This is a genomic window from Pseudomonas sp. lyk4-R2A-10 (assembly GCF_030209075.1).
Taxonomy (GTDB): domain Bacteria; phylum Pseudomonadota; class Gammaproteobacteria; order Pseudomonadales; family Pseudomonadaceae; genus Aquipseudomonas; species Aquipseudomonas glycinae.
On sequence record NZ_JARVSR010000013.1, the window covers coordinates 271,264 to 292,825 of the forward strand.

Here is a 21,562-nt window from a genome sequence, read left to right on the forward strand (position 1 = left end):
TGTAAGGAACTGATCGGTTTTGGCTTGGCAAAGTTCAAGAACGCCTTGAGAGCCGCTCTTTGATCTTTGCGCCCAGATCAAATATCAAATGCCCACCCCTGTATTTTTCCACCCCCACCAAACCCCGACACTGCGCTCCATTCAATCCCCCACCGGAGTGCCGTGATGCCCATTGCCCTGCTCGCGCTGACCCTCAGCGCCTTCGCCATCGGGACGACCGAGTTCGTCATCGTTGGCCTGCTTCCCACCATCGGCGCCGATCTCGGCGTCAGCCTGCCGTCCGCCGGTCTGCTGGTCAGTCTGTATGCCCTCGGCGTAGCCATCGGTGCGCCGGTGCTGACCGCCCTCACCGGTAAAGTCCCGCGCAAACTGTTGCTGCTGTCGCTGATGGTGCTGTTCACCCTCGGTAACCTGCTGGCCTGGCTGGCGCCAAGTTATGAATCGCTGGTAGTGGCGCGGATCGTCACGGGTCTGGCCCATGGCGTGTTCTTCTCCATCGGCTCGACCATCGCCACCAGCCTGGTGCCCAAGGAAAAAGCCGCCAGTGCGATTGCGATCATGTTCACCGGTCTGACCGTGGCGCTGGTCACCGGCGTACCGCTGGGCACGTTCATCGGTCAGCATTTCGGCTGGCGTGAAACCTTCCTTGCCGTTTCAGCACTGGGCGTGATCGCGTTTATCGGCAGCCTGCTGTATGTGCCGAACAACATTGCCCACAGCAAACCGGCGTCGCTGTTGCAGCAATTGCAGGTGCTCAAGCAACCGCGTCTGTTGCTGGTCTATGCCATGACGGCCATCGGTTACGGCGGCTCGTTCATCGCCTTCACGTTTCTGGCACCGATCCTTCAGGACATCTCCGGTTTCAGCGCCGGCACCGTCAGCCTGGTGTTGCTGGTGTATGGCGTTTCGGTCGCAGTCGGCAACCTCTGGGGCGGCAAACTGGCGGACAAGCGCGGGCCGATCAGTGCGCTGAAAATCATCTTCGCCCTGCTCGCCGCCGTGCTGTTCGTACTCACTTTCACCGCCGGCAACCCGTGGCTGGCACTGGCCACCGTGCTGGTCTGGGGCGCTGTCGCCTTCGGCAACGTGCCGGGCTTGCAGGTGTATGTGGTGCGTCAGGCTGAACACCACACACCGCACGCCGTGGACGTCGCATCGGGGCTGAACATTGCCGCGTTCAACCTCGGTATTGCCGGTGGCGCGTGGGGTGGCGGTTTGATCGTCGAGCACATCGGCCTGATCCATACCGCATGGATCGGCGGTCTGGTGGTGCTGGTGGCATTGGCCCTGACCGCCTGGAGCGGTCGCCTCGATCGCCTGGGCCCGGTGTACGCCGAACCCGCCGAAGGCTCGGCCCGGATCGTCACCGGGCACTGATCAAGCCAGCCCGACCGTCCGTAATCCCGTCGAAACTTTCCCCGACCGCCCGCAGTCATCCACTGACAGAGGCCGTATGGGGACTTTCGACGGGAGGCGGCATGGCTACGATTCACATCGGTATTTCAGGCTGGCGTTACGCCCCGTGGCGCGGGGACTTTTACCCCAAGGGGCTGGCGCAGAAACGCGAATTGCAGTTCGCCTCACGGGCGGTCAACAGCATCGAAATCAACGGATCGTTCTACGCCCTGCAACGGCCCGAACGCTACGCCCAGTGGTACGCCGAAACGCCGGATGACTTCGTGTTCAGCATCAAGGCGCCCCGCTTCATCACCCACATCCGCCGCCTGCGCGATATCGAGAAACCCCTGGCCAATTTCTTTGCCTCCGGGGTGCTGGAATTGAAGGAAAAATTCGGCCCGATCCTCTGGCAGTTCCCGCCCAACTTCACATTCGACCCCGAACGTTTCGAAGCCTTTCTCGACCAGTTGCCCCACGACACCCAGGCTGCCGCCGACCTCGCCCGCCAGCACGATTCACACCTGCACGGCCATGCGAGCATGAAGGCCTACGGCAAAAAACCGCTGCGCCATGCCGTGGAAATCCGCAACGACAGTTTCATCGACCCCGACTTCGTGCGCCTGCTCAAACGCTACAACACCGCGCTGGTGATTGCCGACACCGCCGGGAAATGGCCGTACCGCGAAGACCTGACCAGCGATTTCGTCTACCTGCGCCTGCACGGTGCCGAAGAGCTCTACGCCAGCGGTTACACCCGTGCAGCGCTGCAACGCTGGGCCGAACGGATCGATGCCTGGCACCATGGCCGGCAACCGCGCGATGCCCATTTGATCGCGCCGCGCCTGAAACCTCGGGCCCGCAAATCCCGCGAGGTTTTCTGCTACTTCGACAACGACATCAAGGTTCGCGCGCCTTTCGATGCCCGCAGCCTTTTGCAGCGCTTCGATCTGGATAAACACCTCGAAACCGTGCCCGGTGAACTGCCCGCCGATGGAGTACTCGCATGAGCATTCCCGAGCCGCTCGGCTTCACCGACGAGCAGTCCACGGTCATCACCACGGTGCGCCGTTTCACCGTGCTGACGGTCAACACCCACAAGGGTTTCACCGCACTGAACCGGCGTTTCATCCTGCCGGAACTGCGCGAAGCGGTGCGCAGCGTGTCCGCCGATGTGGTGTTTCTTCAGGAAGTCCACGGCACCCACGAACATCATCCCAAGCGCTACAACAATTGGCCGACGATGCCGCAGTACGAATTTCTCGCCGACAGTCTCTGGCCGCAGTTCGCCTACGGGCGCAACGCCGTGTACCCGGAGGGCGATCATGGCAATGCAGTGCTGTCGAAATTCCAGATCGTGCGCCATGACAACCTCGACGTTTCGATCAGCGGCCATGAAAACCGGGGGCTGCTGCACTGTGTGCTGCGCCTGCCGGGAGACGACCGTGAAGTGCATGCGATCTGCGTCCACCTGGGCCTGCGCGAAAGCCATCGCAACGCTCAGTTGGCTCTGCTGAAAAAGCGCCTGGCCGAACTGCCCGAGGATGCGCCGGTGATCGTCGCCGGCGATTTCAACGACTGGCGCCAGCGCGCCGATGCCTTGCTTGAACCCTGTGGCCTGCGTGAAGTGTTTGCGGCGCATCACGGCCGGTCGGCACGCAGTTTTCCCGCACGTCTGCCATTGCTGCGCCTGGACCGGATCTACGTACGCAACCTCAAGGCCAGTCAGCCCAAAGTGCTGGCGAACCGTCCCTGGTCACACCTTTCCGACCATGCACCGCTATCGGTGGAGATTGAACTATGAGCAGTGCACCGCTGGAGAAGTCCGCCGTAGAACCGGTCAGCATCACCCCACCCGTGCGCGAGCCCGGCACCGTCGATGTCGAGTATCGATGGCAGGGCAACAACCGGATCGAGCTGCTGGAAAACGGCGAAGAGTATTTCCCCCGGGTGTTCGAAGCGATGCGCGCGGCGAAAAGCGAAATCCTGCTGGAGACCTTCATCGTGTTCGAAGACAAGGTCGGCAAGGAATTGCAGGAGATTCTGATTGATGCCGCCCGGCGTGGCGTGCGCACCACCGTCAGCCTCGACGGCTTCGGTTGCGGCGAGTTGAGCACCGGCTATCTCGCCGCGCTGAGTGAAGCCGGCGTGCATTTACAAATCTTCGATCCGGCCCCCAAGCATCTGGGGATTCGCACCAACTGGTTCCGCCGTTTGCATCGCAAGATTGTGGTGGTCGACGGGCTGGTTGCGTTCATCGGCGGGATCAATTTTTCCGGCGATCACCTGGCCGATTTCGGTCCTGAAGCGAAGCAGGATTACTCGGTGGAGATTCAGGGCCCGGCGGTGACCGACATTCATCATTTCGCCCTGCTGCAAAGCGGCCGTCCGGGACGCGCAAGGTTCTGGTGGCAACGGCGCCGGCAGCGTCGCGCCGAGATGGCGTTTGACGATCACGACGGTCAGGTACGTCTGGTGTTCCGCGACAACGATCGCCACCCCACCGATATCGAAGATGTCTATTTGCAGGTACTGCGCCGCGCCCAACGGCGGGTGGTGATCGCCAACGCCTACTTCTTTCCCGGCTATCGCCTGCTGCGCGAAATCCGTAACGCTGCCCGGCGCGGGGTCGAGGTGCGGCTGATTCTGCAGGGGCAGCCGGACATGCTGGTGGCCAAGCTCGCCGCGCGCATGACCTACGACTACCTGCTCAAGGCCGGGGTGCAGATTCACGAATATTGCGAGCGGCCGTTGCACGGTAAAGTGGCGCTGGTGGACGAGGAATGGAGCACCGTCGGCTCAAGCAATCTTGATCCGCTGAGCCTGTCGCTGAACCTGGAAGCCAACGTGCTGATCCGCGACCGCGCCTTCAATCGCCACCTGTTCGAACGCCTCGAAGACCTCAGCCACAACCACTGCAAGGCGATGGACGCCGCGAAGTCGCCGCGCGGGCGGATCTGGCACATGACCGTGGGCTTTCTGGTGTTTCACTTCCTGCGGCATTTCCCGGCGATGGCCGGCTGGCTGCCGGCGCACAAGCCACGGCTCAAACCCTTTACCCATGCCGCCGGGAGCGATCCGTCATGAGCCATTCCGAAGCCCACGCGGCGGTGCATCCGACACCGGCGGGCAAGTCCCGCTGGAGCCGCTGGAAACGTCCGCTGACCCTGCTGTTTTTTCTTGCGCTGATCGTATTGCTGACGATGTTCGCCAGCCGCATCGAATGGGCCGAAGTGCTGCAGACCCTTGCCGACTTCAAGGTGCGCACGCTGATCATCGCTTCCAGCCTGACCTTGCTGAGCTTTCTGGTGTACGCCAGTTTCGACCTGATCGGCCGCACCTATATTCGTCAGGACCTGACCTGGAAACAGATCCTGCCAGTGGGCGTCATCAGCTATGCGTTCAATCTTAACCTCAGCGCATGGGTCGGCGGGATCGCCATGCGTTATCGCCTGTATTCGCGGCTCGGGGTGAGCAAAAGCAACATCGCCAAGATCCTCGGCCTGAGCCTGGCGACCAACTGGTTCGGCTACATGACCATCGCCGGCGTGGTGTTCGCCAGCGGGCTGGTGCGGATGCCACCGGGCTGGAAAATCAGCAGCGGTGCGTTACAGGGCATTGGCGTGTTGCTGCTGTTGGTCACTGTCGGCTATCTGGTCGCCTGCCAGTTTTCCCGGCGGCGCGAGTGGTCGATTCGCGGGGTGGAAATCAACCTGCCGTCGCTGCGCATGGCGGTCCTGCAATTGCTGCTCGGGGCATTGAACTGGTCGCTCATGGCAGCCGTGATTTTCACCTTGCTGCCGAGCAAACTCGACTATCCGCTGGTGCTCGGAGTGCTGTTGATCAGCGCGATTGCCGGGGTCATCACCCACATTCCCGCCGGGCTCGGCGTGCTGGAAGCGGTGTTCGTGGCGCTGCTGCAACACGAGGCTTCGCGCGGCAGTCTGGTGGCAGGATTGCTGGCCTATCGGGCAATCTATTTCCTGCTGCCGCTGCTGATCACAGTGCTGATGTACCTGGTGGTTGAAGCCAAGGCCAAGGCGTTGCGGATCGAGAAGAAACCCAAATCTGATCAGCGCGACTGAATGATGCTCAACCGCTCACCCACCACCATCTCGGTGATCCAGTCGACCAGGATCGAGGTGTAGGCCTGCTGCGAGGTCGGATCGCTCAGGGCATGGTCGGCGCCGTCGATGATGCGGTGGGTCAGCGAATGGGTCTGCTGGCATGCGGCGCGGTAACTCATGATCGTCGCATGGGGCACGTAGTCATCGGTTTCCGACTGCACCAGCAGCACGTCGCCAGTGAATTGCGAGCAGGCGTGCAAGGCGCGGTTGCTGTCGGCGCGCACCAGGGTGCCGCGATAATCGCGCAGGTCGGCCTTGTCCAGATCGCGCTTGGGCGTGTGCCATTGCTCGTCGCGGTACAGCGCCGGCACCCGCAGCGCCAGCCAGCGCACCGGGCGCAGCGAGGTCAGAATCGAAGCGAGGTAACCGCCATAGCTGGTGCCCACCACCGCAATGGCCGAAGTGTCCAGTGCCGGATGGGCGAGCAGCCGATCGTAGGCCGCCAGCAAGTCACGCAGGTTGTCTTCGCGGGTGACCCGGCTCAGCGGAATGCCGGTGCCGCCGGTGTGCCCGCGCAGGTCGAACGTCAGGCACACACAACCCAGGCCGGCGATGCCTTTGGCCCGTTCCAGATCGCGCTCCTGACTGCCGCCCCAGCCGTGCACGAACAACACGCCGGGGACTTTCGATTTGGGACTGAGAAACGTCCCGCTCATCTGTTCATCATCAATGTCGATTTGAATGCTTTCGCTTCTAGCCGTCATAGGATTTGACCGTTACGTATTTGAGGAGAAAGTCGCTGTTCTCGGCCGGCCCGCGATACACCTCGATGGCATCCGCCGGCAGGGCCTGATCGGTATAGGTTTCCACCGACGACACGCGGATCGCGCGCATCGAAGGATCGTTGACGAAACTTTGCAGCGCCGCCACTTCCGCGCTGCTGGCGCCGCCCATGCGCCAGGACTGTTCGAGCACGCCACTGCGCGGCCGGCCTTCGCTGTCCAGGCCCTGGGCGATGTCGTAATTGCGCCGCGAGGCGTAGAAACGCGGATAGGCCTCGTCCGCCGCCCGGTCGAACACCTGCGCCTGCTGGATCGCCAGACGCACGTCGTCGGGCAGATCCAGCGCCAGCAGATCCTCGTAACCGCCCTGCACCACCAGCAGGTTCGAGCCGCCGTACACCTCTTCGCCGTGGGCGTCCTTGGTCAAGTATTGATCACCGCAGTAACTCAGCACCCTGCCGCCGATGAACGACTGGCCGACGCTGTGGGTAACTACCTGACTCAAATCCTGCTCCAGCACCACGCCATCGCTGAACAATTCTCTAGCCTCGGGTCGGGCGAGGATTTCGTCGAACGAATCGAGGCTCTTGATCACTTCCTGCCCCCGCCCGGCACAGGCGTGAATCGGCTTGATCCGGATCGGCCCGCTGTACAACAGATGTTCGGCGGCGGGCCGTGCATCCTCCAGCGCAAAAACACTCAGCCCGTCCAGCACCACGGTGCGCACCCGCTCGGAGAACAATGGCGACCAGCCTTGCGGCGCATGGGCCTGATGGCTGCGCAAACCGTGGCTGATGGCTTTGGTGCAGATGAAATCGTGCTCGACGAAACCGCCCCACAAATCGTCCGGGCCGCTCACCCCCAGTTCGCGGGCCGCCGCGCCGACGAGGGTCTGGGTCGGCAGCAGATAAATATCCCGGCCGCGATGCTTTTCGGCGTCGTAACTGCCGCCGAACTTGAGGCCGAGGATCTGCGCCAGCCATCGCGCGAGGGCCTTGTTGGTCTGCACTTCATGTCGTGGTGCGCCGGGCCGAACCGAATGGGCGACGACCACTTTCCTACGGGATGTCGGGGTCATGCGTCCCCCTTCCAATGGCTGGGTGAATGTAGGTCAGAGGGTGCAGAGATCAGGCCAACCGGCGCTGGCGTGAAACACGCTGAAAATCAGCCACTTGAAAAACCGTGCTGGCACCGCGCCTGTTTCAATCTGCACGACCGGCTCGATGACTCCGGTATTCTGCACGACGGATGGGTTTTACTTCGCCACGGCCGCCGGCGGACTCACGCCGAATCGCGTGCGGTATTCACTCGGCGCCAGCCCGGTGATTTTCTTGAACGTTGCGCGAAAGGCTCCCGGATCCTGATAACCCACCGTCCACGCGATGTGGTCGATGGTGCCATTGGTGAACTCCAGCATCTCCCGTGCCTTGCCGACCCGCAGGTGCTGGCAGTATTCGGTGGGTTTGAGGCCGGTCGCCGCGCGGAAACGGCGCAGGAATGTGCGTTCTTCGAGGCCCGCACGTTCGGCCATCGCCGTCAGCGAGACATCGGTCGCGCCGTTGCCTTGCAGCCAGTGCTGAACCTTGAGAATCGCCGTGTCGCCGTGATTGAGGATCGGGGCGAAATTGCTGCCGCAGGCACTCGCGCTGTCGCTGTGTTCCACCACCAGAAACCGCGCGGTGCTGCTGGCGATGCTCGGTCCGAGCAATCGGTCCACCAGTCGCAAACCAAGCTCTGACCAGGCCATCAGCCCCGCCGTGGTAATCAGGTCACCGTCGTCGACAATCGGCGTGTCGGCCTTGAGCCTGATCTTCGGGTAATACTCGGCGAAAGCCTTGGCCGAGGTCCAGTGCGTGGTAGCGCTGCGACCGTCGAGCAACCCGCTCTCCGCCAGCAGCCACGAGCCGACACACACCCCGCCAAGCGTCGCGCCACGCGCATGTTGTTCACGCAGCCAGGGCAGCAGTCCGGCCGGCATCTGTGCCGCGGAAAAACCGGCAATGGACGGCGGGATCAACACCGCCAGCAAACCGTTGTCGGCTCCGGGATGACTGTCGTAAACCCGCACGGGCGGGTGGTCGTCATCGACCTGCCAGTGGCTGATCCGTAGCAGCGGCAATTGCGTGGCCTGGTGTTCGGCGGCGATCCGGTTGGCGACCCCGAACAGGTCGGTCAGGCCATGCACCGCCGCCATTTGCGCGCCGGGATACATCAGCACGCCCAGTTCCGCGACGGTCCTTTCTGCACCCATTGTCAGTTTTCCCCTGTGTATTGTCGGTGCGGCCAATCCTCGAAACCGTGGCCAGCGCCAATACTGAACCCACACCCAACGTTCACTTCGAGGACACACCCATGGCCAAGCAAGCGCTCATCGTAGTCGATATCCAGAACGACTACTTCCCCCAAGGCAAGTGGCCGCTGGCCGGTGCCGACGCCGCCGCGGATAACGCTGCCCGGTTGATCGCGGCATTCCGCGAGGCCGGCGATTCGGTGGTGCACATCCGCCACGAATTCACTTCGCCCGAGGCACCGTTTTTCACCCCGGGCTCCGAAGGCGCGAAACTGCATCCGAAAGTGCTCAACCGCGCCGATGAGCCGGTGGTGCTCAAGCACTTCGTCAACTCGTTCCGCGAAACCGAGCTGCAATCGATCCTCGACGAACAGGGCATCAAGGAGCTGGTGGTGGTCGGCAGCATGAGCCACATGTGCGTCGACGGCATTACCCGTGCGGCGGCAGATCTTGGCTACACCGTCACAGTGATCCATGATGCCTGCGCCAGCCGCGACCTGGAATTCAACGGTCTGACCGTGCCCGCCGCCCACGTGCATGCGGCGTTCATGTCGGCGCTGGGGTTTGCCTATGCCAGCGTGGTATCCACCGACGAGTTCCTCGCTGCCAGCCGCTAAGCCCTGCTCTGATACAACCAGAAAATCTGCGCCCGCCTCGTTGCGGGCGTTTTTTCGCGTGTCATTAAAATCTCACGCGTGAGCCATTGATGGCATCTTGATTTGGTTGTAGTGTGGCTCACGCGTGAGATGTTCATAACGGAGTCATCGCCATGAAAAGCAACTCCCCAGCAACAAAATCGGAGAGCCCGAAGGGAGTGCGCTCGACACCGTCCGCGAAAAAACCGTCGAGCTTCTACATGAAGCAGATGCGCGCGGGCCTGGCTGCCGCCGGTTATGTGAAACACGAAACTTGGGTGCTTCCGGAAAACCGAAGCTTGCTCAAGCAAATGGAGCAACAGCTACGCCAACCGATTCTGGCTGGCTCTTTCATGTCGGAGAATTACATGAGCGCAGGCAACAACTGGAACATCGATAGCCTCTACAACGCTTTCAAGGCGCTGGACGAGGTGGCTTCGCAAGAGATCACGCTGTCTCTGATCCAGAGCTCCGAACCCAGCCTCAAGCTGGAAATGAACGAATTCGGCGGTCTGCCGATTCACATCGCCCTCGCCGGTCAGCAGATCATCGTCGACACCGTGCTGGTGGACATCGATTCGATCACCGATGTGCGCGCCTTCAACGACGCCGTACTGCGCAGCCGGGAAATGTTCCCGCTGTCGTCGATCGGCATCGAGACCATGCCCAACGGCCAGACCGTCTACAACATGTTCGGCGCACTGAGTGCCGATTCGAGCCTGACCAACGTGGTCACCGAGGTGAAAACCCTGGTCGACAACGTGCAGCGCGCCAGCGAAGCCTTCGAACACTTCTTCAAGTAATCAACAGGGAATATCCAATGACTCAGTCCATCTGGAGCAAGTTGTTCACCGCGCTGCGCGGCGGCGCCAACGAAGTCGGCGAAGCGATCGCCGACCAACAGGCCCTGCGCATACTCGATCAGGAAATCCGTGACGCCGACAGCGCGCTGTCCAATGCCCGTCGCGAACTGGTCACCATCATGGCCAAGCACAAACTCTCCGCCGACCGCGTGAGCGAGTACGAAGCCAAGATCGGGGACCTGGAAGCCAAGGCCGTTTCCGCCCTGAACGCCGGCCGTGAAGACCTGGCGCTGGAAGTGGCCGAAGCGATTTCGACCCTGACCAACGACCTGGGCGTCGAGAAAAAGCAGACCGACGAGTTCGGCACCTACGCCGACAACATGCGCAAGGACATCAACAAGGCCGAAGCGCGGATCAAGAGCCTGCGCCAGCAAGTGGACATGGCCAAGGCCCGTGAGAGCGTGCAGAAAGCGCAGGTCAGCGCCTCGATCGCCAGCGGCGGCGCCAACGGCAAGCTGGAAACCGCTGTCGGTACTCTGAACCGTCTGCAAGCCAAGCAGCAGCAACGCGCTGCCGAGCTGAGCGCTGCCGACGAACTGGCCGATGCTTCGACCGGCAACGACCTGGATCGCAAGCTGCGCGAAGCCGGCATCACGCCGAACGAAGGCAGCGCCAACGCCATCCTCGAGCGTCTGAAGCAGAAGTCCGCCCAGTAACGGCGGCGAGAAAAACAGAAGGGCACCGGGTGCCCTTCTTTTTTGCCTGCTCGTTCGCCGCGCGGCCCGGTACACTAGCGGCGTTTTGCCAACGAATATCGATACCCGCTTCAAGGAATGTACCCATGGGATGGTTCAAAGATTTGCTCGGCACCAGCAACTGGCAGTCGGCCGCGCCGGCGTCCGAGTCTGCCGGCGGCCCGCTCGGACTGGCGCAGGGCAAGGCGATCCGCTTCGACACGACCCTCGGCCTGTTGCTCGACGGCAGCACATCAGTGCGGGTTCCCGACGCCCAGGCCATCTGGAGCGCCGGCTGGATCGACCTCGGCCAGTCGAACAAACTGCATCGCTACTATCTGAACGATGAAGAATTCTGGGTACAGATCCATGTCACCGGTGATGACCAGATCGAGTCGGTGACGCTGTTCAACTACGTTAGCTACGTGACGGTCAACAGTGACGCCGAATTGCAGCGTCTGGCCGGCCCGAACAGCCTGATCGGCCTACCGACCTATCGCCACGAAGGCGTCGAATACACCCGTGAGTGGGGCACCGAACGCGGTCAGACCGAACTGGTGCCGCTGACCGAACAGGTGATCAACCCCGACGAGTCGTACACCATCAACCATCACTCGATGCTCTACGCCCGGGACACCGGCCTGACCGATCGCCGCGAGCTCCTGCTGTTCTCCGTCGAACAGGACGAAGAAGGCACCGTCAGCCTGAGCACCTCGCTGGGCATCTCGCTGTACACCACCGATTTGAGCACCATCTAAAAGGAATTTTTCCATGCTGGAAGCGTTGTCCATTTCCCTGAACAAAGCCGCACTGGTCGGTTTCGTCGCCTACCTGATCGGCGCCGTGCTGCTGTTCATGCTGTTTCAGTTCGTCTACACCCGCGTCACGCCGCACAAGGAATTCGAGCTGATCCGTTCCGGCAACGTCGCCGCCGCCATTGCCCTGTCCGGCGCGATCATCGGTTTCGCGATTCCGGCCAGCAACGTGATCGCTCATTCGATCAACGTCCTCGACTTCGTCCTCTGGGCGGTGATCGCGGCCGTGGTGCAATTGTTGGCCTTCCTGGCGACCGGCCTGGTGCTCAAAGGCACGTCACAGCGCATCGCCAACGGTGAAATCGCCGCAGGCATCTATGTGGCGGCAGTTGCGATCAGCGTCGGCATGCTCAACGCCGCTTGCATGACCCCGTCCTACTGATCGGCAGGAAGCCTGAGATGAAACGAAGCAAGTACGTTCAACTGTCGCTGGCCGCTTCGGTGGCCCTGGCGATTTCCGCTGAAGTGGCCGCCCAGGAGCAGCAACGCAACTTCCAGAGCGTCGAACAATGCGTCGACGCCGAAGTGGCGCCGGATGTTTGCTCGAATGCCTACGTCGCCGCCCTGGCCGAACACCGGCGGATCTCCCCGGCCTACGACGACAAGGCTGCCTGCGACGCGGACTTTGCCGCCGACTGGTGTCAGAAAAATTCCGCCGGCCGTTTCGTGCCGAAACTCGGCGGCTTCAAGGTGCCGCAGGACGGTGAGCCGGCGCAGAACCTCGATGCGATCGCCAATGCCCAGATGCCCGCCGGCGACGCCGCCGCCGTGCAGAGCAATCAGACCAGCACTTCGCACTCGTCCAGCGGTGCAGGCAACGGCTGGCTCACCGGATGGCTGATCGGCAATGCCATGAGCAACAACCGCGCGATCGACTCGCGGCCGGTTTATCGTGAGCGCAATACCCGCCAGACCTACGACACCTCGACGCTGAACCGTCGCATCGAATCGGCGCCGAGCCGCAGCCAGCGGGACTACGACAGCGATTACCGCAAACCGGTCAACGTCGCTGCGTCCACCTCCCGTGGCGGCTTCGGCAGCCAGTCCAGCGCACGCAGTGGTTGGGGCGGCTGGGGCCGTTCGAGCAGCTGACCATGAAGAAGATCCACTGCGCCGAGCGCCACGACTGGAAGCAGACCGCCGAAAGCCTCGGCTTTCTGTTTCATACCATCGACGACGAGCCGTACTGGGACGAGCGCGCCTATTACCAGTTCACGCTCGCACAGATCGAAAACGATCTGGAGGATCCAACCACCGAGCTGCACGAGATGTGCATGGACCTGGTCGACCGCGTCGTGCACAGCGAAGAACTGCTGGGTCGCCTGAGCATTCCGGCGTCGTACTACGACATGATCCGAACGTCCTGGCTGGAAGGTCATCCGCATCTGTACGGGCGCATGGACTTCTCCTACAGCGGCAATGGCCCGGCGAAGCTGCTCGAGCTCAACTACGACACGCCCACGAGTCTTTACGAAGCGTCGGCGTTCCAGTGGGGCTGGCTGGAGCAATGCATCGAGCGCGGGATGCTGCCGCGCCATGCCGACCAGTTCAACAGCATCGACACCCGGCTGCACGAAGCCTTTGCCCACCTGAAACTCACGCGGCCGTTTTACTTCGCCTCGATGAAAGACTCGGTCGAAGACAAGGGCACCACGGATTACCTGCGGCTGATCGCAGAAAAGGTCGGCATCGAATCGCGGCACATCGATATCGAAGACATTGGCCTGAGCGCTGACGGTCGTTTCGTGGATCTCGAGGATCGCTGGATCCCGCACCTGTTCAAACTGCACGCCTGGGAGTTCATCTTCCACGAACCGTTCGGCGCGGCGATCGCCGAATGCGACACCCAGTTTTTCGAACCGGCGTGGAAATCCATTCTCTCCAACAAGGGCGCCTTGCCGTTGCTTTGGGAACTGCACAAGGGTCATCCGAACCTGCTCGCCGCACATCTCGATCCGAATCCGGGCAGCGCGGTGCCCAAGGGCTGGGTACGCAAGCCGTACTTCTCCCGGGAAGGTGCCAACATCGAACTGCAGACCGCCGAGGGCCTGATCGTCAAGGAGGGTGGGCCCTACACCGATGCGCCCTTCATCCTTCAGGAACTTGCCCCGTTGCCGAAGTTCGACGACAGCTACACGCTGATCGGCTCATGGGTGATCGGCGATCAGGCGGCGGGGATTGGCGTGCGCGAAGACAACAGCCTGATCACCAAGGATTCGAGTCGGTTCCTGCCGCACCTGATTCTTGACTGAAAACCCGCGCACATGAAAAAGGCCCGTCGTGTTCAGCGACGGGCCTTTTTTATTTAGCGCGGATACAGCAGCGAATCAGAACGGAATGTCGTCATCGAAGCTGTCGAAATCCGGAGCCGGTTGCGGTGCGGCCTGCTGTGGAGCCGGGGCCGAACGCTGCTGAGGTGCCGACTGCTGCGGACGCGGAGCCTGTTGGCGTGGCGCCTGCTGCTGATAGTTGTTGCCACCGCCTTGTTGGTCGCCCTGTTGTGGACGGCCGCCAAGCAGTTGCATGGTGCCTTGCATGTCGACCACGATTTCGGTGGTGTAACGCTTGATACCGTCTTTTTCCCACTCACGGGTCTGCAGCTTGCCTTCGATGTAAACCTGCGAACCCTTGCGCAGGTATTCGCCCGCGATCTCGGCAACCTTGCCGAACATCGATACACGGTGCCACTCGGTCTTCTCGACCTTCTGACCGGTCTGCTTGTCGGTCCACTGCTCGCTGGTCGCCAGACTCAGGTTGGTCACGGCGTTACCGTTGGGCAGGTAGCGTACTTCGGGATCCTGGCCGCAAGTACCGACCAGAATGACTTTGTTAACCCCACGGGCCATAACGTTCTCCTAGGCTTCGCACGCAGTCTGCGCCGGGTTGTTCACCAGGCGTTCGAGAGTGGTGCGATCCATTAATTCGGTGTCCAGTTTGATGTAGATCGCCGCTTCATCAGCGACTATCACTGCATCAGTTACCCCTACGAGGGCCTTGAGACGCTCGACCAGACCCGCTTCGCGGATCGCTTCGGGCGACAGCGGCAGGCGCAGGCTCGTCACGTAGGGAGGTTCGCGCATGGTAACAGCAAAGGCCAGCCAAAGTGCAGCCAGCCCGGCACATCCGAGGAACACAACCGACAGACCGCCATGCTGGAACATCCAGCCGCCGAGAATCCCGCCGAGTGCCGAACCGAGGAACTGACTGGTGGAGTACACGCCCATGGCCGTGCCCTTGCCACCTGCCGGTGAAACCTTGCTGATCAGCGACGGCAGCGATGCTTCCAGCAGATTGAACGCGGTGAAGAACACCACTGTCCCGATCACCAGAGCCCGCAGGCTGTCGCCGAACTGCCAGAAGAATAGCTCAGTGAGCATCAGCGTCATCACGGCGCCGAGCAAAACTCGTTTCATTTTGCGTTTCTTCTCGCCGTAGATAATGAACGGGATCATGGCGAAGAAAGAAATCAGCAGCGCGGTGAGGTAGACCCACCAGTGCTGTTCCTTGGGCAGACCGGCCTTTTCGACCAGCGCCAGGGGCAGTGCGACGAAGCTCGACATCAACATCGCATGTAACACAAAAATGCCCAGGTCCAGCCGCAGCAGGTCCGGGTGCTTGAGCGTCGGCATCAACGCCTGACGTGCAACGCCAGACTCGCGGTGGCTCAGCGGCCCGGTGGATTTCGGCACCATGAACATCACGATCACGATCCCTACCAGCGCCATGCCGCCCGTAGCCAGAAACAGACCGGACAAGCCGAACGCACGGGTCAGCAGCGGGCCGACCACCATCGCTACGGCGAACGACAGGCCGATGGTCATGCCAATCATGGCCATGGCCTTGGTGCGGTGCTGTTCGCGGGTCAGGTCGGAAAGCAACGCCATGACTGCCGCAGAAATAGCGCCGGCGCCCTGCAGGATCCGCCCGGCAATCACGCCCCAGATCGAATCGGCCTGAGCCGCCAGCACGCTGCCAAGGGCGAAGACGATCAGCCCCAGGTAAATCACCGGACGCCGGCCGATGCGGTCGGAAATGATCCCGAACGGAATCTGAAAAATCGCCTGGGTCAGGCCGTAAGCGCCGATCGCCAGCCCGATCAGGGCCGGGGTCGCTCCCGCCAGATCCATGCCGTAGGTCGCCAGTACCGGCAACACCATGAACATGCCAAGCATACGGAAGGCGAACACCAGGGCCAGACCGCTCGCCGCGCGGGTCTCGCTGCCACTCATGCGTTCGCTGTGGGGATCGTGCATGGAAAAACCTCGTGTGAACCGGCGGCGATTCTACCAGTCCCATCGAGAGACGGGGTATATCGCGACGCTTTGACGCGTACAGATGAAACTCTCTTCATGTAAGGCAAAAAACCCTTCACTTGATAGTGTGCATCCATCCAGTATTTGGCCGTATACTCCTGTGTTTTCGACGCCCGCCGAGCGAGGCCATTTTGGACAAGATCCTGATTCGTGGGGCCCGCACCCACAACCTGAAGAACATCGACCTGACCCTGCCACGGGACAAACTGATCGTCATCACCGGCCTGTCCGGATCCGGCAAGTCGTCCCTGGCCTTCGACACGCTGTACGCCGAAGGTCAGCGCCGCTATGTCGAATCCCTGTCGGCCTATGCCCGGCAGTTCCTGTCGATGATGGAAAAACCCGACGTCGACACCATCGAAGGCCTGTCGCCGGCGATCTCCATCGAACAGAAGTCGACCTCGCACAACCCGCGTTCCACGGTCGGCACCATCACCGAAATCTACGACTACCTGCGCCTGCTTTATGCCCGCGTAGGTACGCCGCGCTGCCCGGATCACGACATTCCGCTGGAAGCACAGACTGTCAGCCAGATGGTCGACCTGGTACTGGCCCAGCCGGAAGGCAGCAAGCTGATGCTGCTGGCGCCGGTGATCCGCGAGCGCAAGGGCGAGCACCTGTCGGTGTTCGAAGAACTGCGCGCCCAGGGCTTCGTCCGGGCCCGGGTCAATGGCCGGCTCTGCGAGCTGGACGAACTGCCGAAACTGGATAAACAGAAGAAGCATACGATCGAAGTGGTGGTCGACCGCTTCAAGGTTCGCGCCGACCTGCAGCAGCGTCTGGCGGAGTCCTTCGAGACCGCGCTGAAGCTGGCAGACGGCATCGCCCTGGTGGCGCCGATGGACGACGAGCCGGGCGAAGAAATGATCTTCTCCGCGCGCTTCGCCTGCCCGATCTGCGGCCACGCAATCAGCGAGCTGGAACCCAAGCTGTTTTCCTTCAACAACCCGGCCGGCGCCTGCCCGACCTGCGACGGTCTGGGAGTGAAGCAGTTCTTCGACATCAAGCGACTGGTCAACGGTGATTTGACCCTGGCCGAAGGCGCGATCCGTGGCTGGGACAGGCGCAACGTCTATTACTTCCAGATGCTCGGCTCACTGGCCGCGCACTACGGTTTCAGCCTGGAGCAGCCGTTCAACGAGCTGCCGGCCGATCAACAGAAATACATCCTGCACGGCAGTGGCTCGCAGAACGTCGATTTCAAATACCTCAACGACCGGGGCGACATCGTCAAACGCTCGCACCCGTTCGAAGGCATCGTGCCGAATCTCGAGCGCCGCTACCGCGAAACCGAATCGGCGAGCGTGCGCGAAGAACTGGCGAAGTTCCTCAGCACCCAGTCGTGCCCGGATTGCCGTGGCACCCGCCTGCGTCGCGAAGCGCGGCACGTGTGGGTCGGCGAGAAAACCCTGCCGGCGGTGACCAACCTGCCGATCGGCGACGCCTGCGATTACTTCGGCGCGCTGAAGATGACCGGCCGCCGCGGCGAGATCGCCGACAAGATTCTCAAGGAAATTCGCGAGCGCCTGCAGTTTCTGGTCAACGTCGGCCTGGACTATCTGTCGCTGGATCGCAGTGCCGATACGTTGTCTGGCGGTGAAGCGCAGCGGATTCGTCTGGCCAGCCAGATCGGCGCGGGCCTTGTGGGTGTTCTGTACATCCTCGACGAGCCGTCCATTGGCCTGCACCAGCGCGACAACGATCGCCTGCTCGGCACCCTCAAACACCTGCGCGACATAGGCAACACGGTCATCGTGGTAGAGCATGACGAAGACGCGATCCGCTTGGCCGACTACGTAGTGGATATCGGCCCGGGTGCCGGCGTTCATGGCGGGCAGATCGTCGCCGAAGGCACGCCGGACGAAGTCATGGCGCACCCGGACTCGCTGACCGGCAAATACCTGTCGGGCCGGGTCAAGATCGAAGTACCGGCCAAGCGCACGCCGCGTAACAAGAAGCAGGTGCTGTCGCTCAAGGGGGCGCGCGGCAACAATCTGCGCAACGTCGACCTGGAAATCCCGATCGGCTTGCTGACCTGCGTGACCGGTGTCTCCGGCTCGGGCAAATCGACGTTGATCAACAACACGCTGTTCCCTTTGAGCGCCACGGCACTCAATGGCGCGACCACCCTGGAAGCGGCAGCTCATGACAGCATCAAGGGCCTGGAGCATCTGGACAAGGTCGTCGACATCGACCAGAGCCCGATCGGTCGTACGCCACGTTCCAACCCGGCGACCTATACCGGGCTGTTCACGCCGATTCGCGAACTGTTCGCCGGTGTGCCCGAATCCCGATCTCGTGGTTACGGCCCGGGGCGCTTCTCGTTCAACGTCAAGGGCGGTCGTTGCGAAGCTTGCCAGGGCGACGGTCTGATCAAGGTGGAAATGCACTTCCTGCCGGACATCTACGTCCCGTGTGATGTGTGCAAGAGCAAGCGCTACAACCGCGAAACCCTGGAGATCAAATATAAGGGCAAGAACATCCACGAAACCCTCGAGATGACCATCGAGGAAGCGCGGGAGTTCTTCGACGCGGTGCCGGCGCTGGCGCGCAAACTGCAAACGCTGATGGATGTGGGGCTTTCGTACATCAAGCTTGGACAATCGGCCACGACGCTTTCCGGTGGTGAAGCGCAGCGGGTCAAGTTGTCCCGCGAGCTGTCCAAGCGCGATACCGGCAAGACCCTGTACATCCTCGACGAGCCGACCACCGGCCTGCACTTCGCGGATATCCAGCAACTGCTCGACGTACTGCATCGCCTGCGCGACCACGGCAACACCGTGGTGGTGATCGAGCACAACCTCGACGTGATCAAAACCGCCGACTGGCTGGTGGATCTTGGCCCCGAGGGTGGTTCGAAAGGTGGTCAGATCATCGCTACCGGTACGCCGGAGGAAGTGGCCGAGATGAAACAGTCTCACACCGGGCATTACCTCAAGCCGCTGCTGATCCGCGATCGGGCCTGATTGCCGGACATGAAAAAGCCCCTGTCACTTCCTCAGTGACAGGGGCTTTTTTGTATCGACTGCAATCAGGACGCGTGAGACTGCAGGTAGTTCTGGATACCGATCAGTTTGATCAGTCCCAACTGCTTCTCAAGCCAGTAGGTGTGATCTTCTTCGGTATCATGCAACTGAAGCTTGAGGATATCGCGGCTTACATAGTCGCCATTCTTTTCACACAGCTCGATGCCCTTGCACAGTGCAGCACGAACCTTGTACTCAAGACGCAGATCCGCTTCGAGCATGGTCTCGACCGTGGTACCAACATCCAGGTCATCCGGGCGCATGCGCGGAGTGCCTTCGAGCATCAGAATCCGGCGCATCAGCGCATCGGCATGACCGGCCTCTTCTTCCATCTCGTGGTTGATTCGTTCGTAGAGCTTGGTGAATCCCCAGTCCTCATACATCCGCGAGTGAACGAAATATTGGTCACGCGCGGCCAGTTCGCCGGTCAGCAACGTGTTGAGGTAATCGATAACGTCTGGGTGGCCTTGCATCGCCCTACATCTCCCTGCTTGAAAGTCTGTAGTTTGAACCAACCTGACTGGAAGGTCACTCACTTCGCGCAATAAAAGCGAAGATATTCTGAGAAAAGCAGCCTAAATAACGCAAAAACCGCCCGAATGAGGGCGGTTCTGCTTCTCGTTTAGACTTCGTTAAGCTGTACGTTGAGCAGCTTTGCGATTGCTTCTCCGTACGCCGGATCGGCCTTGTAGAAATGCTGCAGCTGACGGTCGATCACATCACTCGAAACACCCCCCATAGCACCGGCGATGTTGCTGACCAGCAACGCTTTCTGTTCGTCGCTCATCAAACGGAACAGCGCACCGGCGTGGCTGTAGTAGTCGCTGTCTTCGCGGTGATCGTAGCGATCAGCCGCACCACTCAGGGCCAGCGCAGGCTCGGCATAATGTGGCGCTTGTTTCGGCGACTCTACGTAGCTGTTTGGCTCGTAGTTAGGCGCCGCGCCACCATTGCTGCCAAAAGCCATAGAACCGTCGCGCTGGTAAGTATTCACCGGGCTGCGCGGGGCGTTAACTGGCAGCTGCTGGTGGTTGGTGCCTACGCGGTAGCGGTGGGCATCGGCGTACGCGAATACCCGACCTTGCAGCATGCGATCTGGCGACAGACCTACGCCAGGCACCATGTTGCTCGGGCCGAACGCAGCTTGCTCAACTTCGGCAAAGTAGTTGAGCGGATTACGGTTCAGCTCCAACTCACCCACCTCGATCAGTGGAAACTCCTTTTGCGACCAGGTCTTGGTCACGTCGAACGGGTTCTCATAGTGCGCAGCGGCTTGGGCTTCGGTCATGATCTGGATACACACGCTCCATTTCGGGAAGTCACCACGCTCGATGGCTTCGAACAGATCGCGCTGGGCGTAGTCCGGGTCTGTGCCCGCCAGACGTGCCGCGTCTGCCGGCGCGAGGTTCTTGATCCCTTGCTTGGTCTTGTAGTGCCACTTCACCCAGTGGCGCTCGCCTTGAGCGCTGATGAGGCTGTAGGTGTGACTGCCGAAGCCGTGCATGTGGCGATAGCCGTCCGGAATACCGCGATCGGAGAACAGGATCGTGACCTGGTGCAGCGCTTCAGGCGAATGCGACCAGAAGTCCCACATCATCTGCGCGCTTTTCAGGTTGCTTTGCGGCAGGCGTTTCTGGGTGTGGATAAAGTCAGGAAATTTCAGCGGATCGCGAATGAAGAACACCGGCGTGTTGTTGCCGACGATGTCCCAGTTGCCTTCTTCGGTGTAGAACTTGAGGGCGAAGCCACGCGGATCGCGCTCAGTGTCGGCCGAGCCACGCTCACCACCGACCGTGGAGAAACGCAGGAAGGTCGGCGTCTGCTTGCCGACAGCAGAGAACAGCTTGGCGCTGGTGTACTGCGTAATGTCGCGAGTGACCGTGAAAGTGCCGTATGCGCCCGAACCCTTGGCGTGTACACGACGCTCAGGAATGTTTTCCCGGTTGAAGTGAGCAAGCTTCTCGATCAGGTGGAAATCATCGAGCAGCAACGGACCACGAGGGCCGGCGGAGCGAGAGTTCTGGTTATCGGCGACAGGTGCGCCACTGGCGGTCGTAAGCGTCTTGTTCTGGCTCATGCGATCTTCTTCCTCTATCGGTCTTGAACTGCCGGCTAATCGGCTTGTTGGGGAGTATCGATCATCAATATGACAGCCACAAATTCATTAACTTATGGTCGGCAATAGATAAAAACTAACGACAATCCCCCGCACATAGTGCAGACCCAAACAGGGTAGAAGCTTGTACGAACAGCGCATTTCTTACAGGCACAAAAAACCGGGCACTAGGCCCGGTTCCTTGTTTCAGACTGATGTCTTACTCAGCGGATACAGCTTCACCGCCGACAGCACGATCAACCAGTTCGACGTACGCCATAGGCGCGTTGTCGCCAGCGCGGAAACCGCACTTGAGGATGCGCAGGTAGCCACCCTCACGGGTAGCGTAACGCTTGCCCAGGTCGTTGAAGAGCTTACCAACGATAGCTTTCGAACGAGTACGGTCGAAAGCCAGACGACGGTTAGCAACGCTGTCTGTCTTGGCCAGAGTGATCAGCGGCTCGGCAACGCGGCGCAGTTCTTTGGCTTTTGGCAGAGTAGTTTTGATCAGCTCGTGCTCGAACAGCGACACCGCCATGTTCTGGAACATGGCCTTGCGGTGCGAGCTGGTGCGGCTCAGGTGACGCCCACTTTTACGATGACGCAT

General features: G+C 61.1%; 21 protein-coding genes. 13 read left to right on the forward strand and 8 right to left on the reverse strand.

Annotated elements, in window-relative coordinates:
* The first annotated feature begins 165 nt into the window (after positions 1-165).
* From QRN46_RS24880 to QRN46_RS24900, 5 genes are all read left to right on the forward strand, one after another.
* Positions 166-1,377 carry an MFS transporter gene (locus QRN46_RS24880; protein ID WP_011336152.1) on the forward strand — a complete coding sequence of 404 codons (1,212 nt, stop codon included), beginning with the start codon at positions 166-168 and terminating at the stop codon, positions 1,375-1,377.
* 101 nt (positions 1,378-1,478) lie between these two features.
* Entirely contained in the window at positions 1,479-2,405 is a 927-nt protein-coding gene (locus tag QRN46_RS24885) for a DUF72 domain-containing protein (protein WP_011336153.1), read from the forward strand.
* Positions 2,402-3,199: an endonuclease/exonuclease/phosphatase family protein gene (locus QRN46_RS24890; protein WP_285357930.1), complete on the forward strand. Its 798-nt coding sequence runs from the start codon at positions 2,402-2,404 to the stop codon at positions 3,197-3,199. The genes QRN46_RS24885 and QRN46_RS24890 overlap by 4 nt, the downstream gene beginning before the upstream one ends.
* On the forward strand, positions 3,196-4,482 hold the full coding sequence (clsB, locus tag QRN46_RS24895) for a cardiolipin synthase ClsB (RefSeq protein WP_285357933.1): 1,287 nt from the start codon (positions 3,196-3,198) through the stop codon (positions 4,480-4,482). The genes QRN46_RS24890 and clsB overlap by 4 nt, the downstream gene beginning before the upstream one ends.
* Positions 4,479-5,480, forward strand: a complete 1,002-nt coding sequence (locus QRN46_RS24900) for a lysylphosphatidylglycerol synthase domain-containing protein (RefSeq protein ID WP_285357936.1) — start codon at positions 4,479-4,481, stop codon at positions 5,478-5,480. The genes clsB and QRN46_RS24900 overlap by 4 nt, the downstream gene beginning before the upstream one ends.
* On the opposite strand, the gene QRN46_RS24905 is transcribed toward QRN46_RS24900, so the two are convergent.
* The 3 genes from QRN46_RS24905 to QRN46_RS24915 all read right to left on the reverse strand — a co-directional run bounded on the left by QRN46_RS24905 (position 5,468) and on the right by QRN46_RS24915 (position 8,495).
* Positions 5,468-6,226: an alpha/beta hydrolase family protein gene (locus QRN46_RS24905; RefSeq protein WP_007955615.1), complete on the reverse strand. Its 759-nt coding sequence runs from the start codon at positions 6,224-6,226 to the stop codon at positions 5,468-5,470. The genes QRN46_RS24900 and QRN46_RS24905 overlap by 13 nt on opposite strands.
* Positions 6,216-7,322 (reverse strand): DUF3182 family protein, encoded by a 1,107-nt coding sequence (locus QRN46_RS24910; protein ID WP_285357937.1) that lies wholly within the window; start codon positions 7,320-7,322, stop codon positions 6,216-6,218. Before QRN46_RS24910 ends, QRN46_RS24905 begins: the two co-directional genes overlap by 11 nt.
* A gap of 177 nt (positions 7,323-7,499) precedes the next feature.
* A complete protein-coding gene (locus QRN46_RS24915; RefSeq protein WP_221615933.1) occupies positions 7,500-8,495 on the reverse strand; it encodes a GlxA family transcriptional regulator in 996 nt (331 codons plus the stop codon).
* Positions 8,496-8,596: 101 nt separating this feature from the next.
* Here QRN46_RS24915 and QRN46_RS24920 point away from each other — a divergent pair, with 101 nt between their 5' ends.
* The 7 genes from QRN46_RS24920 (at position 8,597) to QRN46_RS24950 (ending at position 13,773) form a co-directional block, all read left to right on the forward strand.
* Positions 8,597-9,151, forward strand: coding sequence for a cysteine hydrolase family protein (locus QRN46_RS24920; RefSeq protein WP_007955623.1), 555 nt, complete (start codon positions 8,597-8,599; stop codon positions 9,149-9,151).
* A gap of 152 nt (positions 9,152-9,303) precedes the next feature.
* Complete coding sequence (locus QRN46_RS24925) at positions 9,304-9,972, forward strand: YjfI family protein (RefSeq protein WP_064382238.1); 669 nt, start codon at positions 9,304-9,306, stop codon at positions 9,970-9,972.
* Between the two features lie 17 nt (positions 9,973-9,989).
* Complete coding sequence (locus tag QRN46_RS24930) at positions 9,990-10,688, forward strand: PspA/IM30 family protein (RefSeq protein WP_011336161.1); 699 nt, start codon at positions 9,990-9,992, stop codon at positions 10,686-10,688.
* Positions 10,689-10,813: 125 nt separating this feature from the next.
* Positions 10,814-11,464, forward strand: coding sequence for a DUF2491 family protein (locus QRN46_RS24935; protein WP_039771970.1), 651 nt, complete (start codon positions 10,814-10,816; stop codon positions 11,462-11,464).
* A gap of 13 nt (positions 11,465-11,477) precedes the next feature.
* Positions 11,478-11,903 carry a DUF350 domain-containing protein gene (locus QRN46_RS24940; protein ID WP_007955627.1) on the forward strand — a complete coding sequence of 142 codons (426 nt, stop codon included), beginning with the start codon at positions 11,478-11,480 and terminating at the stop codon, positions 11,901-11,903.
* Positions 11,904-11,920: 17 nt separating this feature from the next.
* The gene (locus QRN46_RS24945; RefSeq protein WP_011336163.1) at positions 11,921-12,613 is read left to right on the forward strand and encodes a DUF1190 domain-containing protein; all 693 of its coding nucleotides are present in this window, start codon (positions 11,921-11,923) and stop codon (positions 12,611-12,613) included.
* Between the two features lie 2 nt (positions 12,614-12,615).
* Positions 12,616-13,773: a glutathionylspermidine synthase family protein gene (locus QRN46_RS24950; RefSeq protein WP_221615937.1), complete on the forward strand. Its 1,158-nt coding sequence runs from the start codon at positions 12,616-12,618 to the stop codon at positions 13,771-13,773.
* Between the two features lie 75 nt (positions 13,774-13,848).
* Here QRN46_RS24950 and QRN46_RS24955 read toward each other — a convergent pair whose 3' ends face one another.
* Both QRN46_RS24955 and QRN46_RS24960 read right to left on the reverse strand, forming a co-directional pair.
* The gene (locus QRN46_RS24955) at positions 13,849-14,367 is read right to left on the reverse strand and encodes a single-stranded DNA-binding protein (protein ID WP_003228709.1); all 519 of its coding nucleotides are present in this window, start codon (positions 14,365-14,367) and stop codon (positions 13,849-13,851) included.
* 9 nt (positions 14,368-14,376) lie between these two features.
* Positions 14,377-15,774, reverse strand: coding sequence for an MFS transporter (locus QRN46_RS24960; protein ID WP_007955631.1), 1,398 nt, complete (start codon positions 15,772-15,774; stop codon positions 14,377-14,379).
* 191 nt (positions 15,775-15,965) lie between these two features.
* Between QRN46_RS24960 and uvrA the strand changes: the two genes are divergently transcribed.
* Complete coding sequence (gene uvrA / locus QRN46_RS24965; RefSeq protein WP_011336165.1) at positions 15,966-18,800, forward strand: excinuclease ABC subunit UvrA; 2,835 nt, start codon at positions 15,966-15,968, stop codon at positions 18,798-18,800.
* 65 nt (positions 18,801-18,865) lie between these two features.
* On the opposite strand, the gene bfr is transcribed toward uvrA, so the two are convergent.
* From bfr to rplQ, 3 genes are all read right to left on the reverse strand, one after another.
* Entirely contained in the window at positions 18,866-19,333 is a 468-nt protein-coding gene (gene bfr, locus QRN46_RS24970) for a bacterioferritin (protein WP_007955633.1), read from the reverse strand.
* Positions 19,334-19,482: 149 nt separating this feature from the next.
* Positions 19,483-20,937 (reverse strand): catalase, encoded by a 1,455-nt coding sequence (locus QRN46_RS24975; RefSeq protein ID WP_285357939.1) that lies wholly within the window; start codon positions 20,935-20,937, stop codon positions 19,483-19,485.
* Between the two features lie 238 nt (positions 20,938-21,175).
* Complete coding sequence (gene rplQ / locus QRN46_RS24980; protein WP_007955635.1) at positions 21,176-21,562, reverse strand: 50S ribosomal protein L17; 387 nt, start codon at positions 21,560-21,562, stop codon at positions 21,176-21,178.

What these genes read in the sequence shown, in the direction of transcription:
- QRN46_RS24880 (WP_011336152.1), top strand. Translation starts at nt 166, where the DNA reads ATGCCCATTGCCCTGCTCGCGCTGACCCTCAGCGCCTTCGCCATCGGG.
- QRN46_RS24885 (WP_011336153.1), top strand. Translation starts at nt 1,479, where the DNA reads ATGGCTACGATTCACATCGGTATTTCAGGCTGGCGTTACGCCCCGTGG.
- QRN46_RS24890 (WP_285357930.1), top strand. Translation starts at nt 2,402, where the DNA reads ATGAGCATTCCCGAGCCGCTCGGCTTCACCGACGAGCAGTCCACGGTC.
- clsB (WP_285357933.1), top strand. Translation starts at nt 3,196, where the DNA reads ATGAGCAGTGCACCGCTGGAGAAGTCCGCCGTAGAACCGGTCAGCATC.
- QRN46_RS24900 (WP_285357936.1), top strand. Translation starts at nt 4,479, where the DNA reads ATGAGCCATTCCGAAGCCCACGCGGCGGTGCATCCGACACCGGCGGGC.
- QRN46_RS24905 (WP_007955615.1), bottom strand. Translation starts at nt 6,226, where the DNA reads ATGACGGCTAGAAGCGAAAGCATTCAAATCGACATTGATGATGAACAG.
- QRN46_RS24910 (WP_285357937.1), bottom strand. Translation starts at nt 7,322, where the DNA reads ATGACCCCGACATCCCGTAGGAAAGTGGTCGTCGCCCATTCGGTTCGG.
- QRN46_RS24915 (WP_221615933.1), bottom strand. Translation starts at nt 8,495, where the DNA reads ATGGGTGCAGAAAGGACCGTCGCGGAACTGGGCGTGCTGATGTATCCC.
- QRN46_RS24920 (WP_007955623.1), top strand. Translation starts at nt 8,597, where the DNA reads ATGGCCAAGCAAGCGCTCATCGTAGTCGATATCCAGAACGACTACTTC.
- QRN46_RS24925 (WP_064382238.1), top strand. Translation starts at nt 9,304, where the DNA reads ATGAAAAGCAACTCCCCAGCAACAAAATCGGAGAGCCCGAAGGGAGTG.
- QRN46_RS24930 (WP_011336161.1), top strand. Translation starts at nt 9,990, where the DNA reads ATGACTCAGTCCATCTGGAGCAAGTTGTTCACCGCGCTGCGCGGCGGC.
- QRN46_RS24935 (WP_039771970.1), top strand. Translation starts at nt 10,814, where the DNA reads ATGGGATGGTTCAAAGATTTGCTCGGCACCAGCAACTGGCAGTCGGCC.
- QRN46_RS24940 (WP_007955627.1), top strand. Translation starts at nt 11,478, where the DNA reads ATGCTGGAAGCGTTGTCCATTTCCCTGAACAAAGCCGCACTGGTCGGT.
- QRN46_RS24945 (WP_011336163.1), top strand. Translation starts at nt 11,921, where the DNA reads ATGAAACGAAGCAAGTACGTTCAACTGTCGCTGGCCGCTTCGGTGGCC.
- QRN46_RS24950 (WP_221615937.1), top strand. Translation starts at nt 12,616, where the DNA reads ATGAAGAAGATCCACTGCGCCGAGCGCCACGACTGGAAGCAGACCGCC.
- QRN46_RS24955 (WP_003228709.1), bottom strand. Translation starts at nt 14,367, where the DNA reads ATGGCCCGTGGGGTTAACAAAGTCATTCTGGTCGGTACTTGCGGCCAG.
- QRN46_RS24960 (WP_007955631.1), bottom strand. Translation starts at nt 15,774, where the DNA reads ATGCACGATCCCCACAGCGAACGCATGAGTGGCAGCGAGACCCGCGCG.
- bfr (WP_007955633.1), bottom strand. Translation starts at nt 19,333, where the DNA reads ATGCAAGGCCACCCAGACGTTATCGATTACCTCAACACGTTGCTGACC.
- QRN46_RS24975 (WP_285357939.1), bottom strand. Translation starts at nt 20,937, where the DNA reads ATGAGCCAGAACAAGACGCTTACGACCGCCAGTGGCGCACCTGTCGCC.
- rplQ (WP_007955635.1), bottom strand. Translation starts at nt 21,562, where the DNA reads ATGCGTCATCGTAAAAGTGGGCGTCACCTGAGCCGCACCAGCTCGCAC.